Consider the following 334-nt stretch of genomic DNA (forward strand, 5'->3'; position numbering starts at 1 on the left):
TCCAGGCGGTCGAGGGGATCGCCGAGCAGACCACGCTGCGAGCGGTGGCGCACCTCACGGCGGTCGGTCACTCGGACGCCGAACTGCGGTCGAGCATCGGCCGTTACGCCGATGTCGGCATCCGGGACGTGCTGGCCCTGCGCGGCGGTCCGCCGGGTGACCCGGTCGGACCGTGGACACGGCATGGGCAAGGGTTCAGGCACGCTGCCGAACTGGTCCAACTGGTGAAGGAGTGCGGCGAGTTCAGCGGCGGCGTCGCCGCCTTCGCCGAGCTGCATCCGCGGTCGCCGGAGTGGGACAGCGAGATCAGGCACTTCGTCGCCAAGTGCCGGGC

Annotated in this window: 1 protein-coding gene; it reads left to right on the forward strand. The window is 71.3% G+C overall.

Going from position 1 to position 334, the window contains the following annotated elements:
• Window positions 1–334 (forward strand): methylenetetrahydrofolate reductase (locus tag UK12_RS34305; RefSeq protein WP_045307138.1); only part of this gene is annotated, 334 nt, incomplete at both ends.

The organism is Saccharothrix sp. ST-888 (assembly GCF_000955975.1).
GTDB lineage: Bacteria > Actinomycetota > Actinomycetes > Streptomycetales > Streptomycetaceae > Kitasatospora.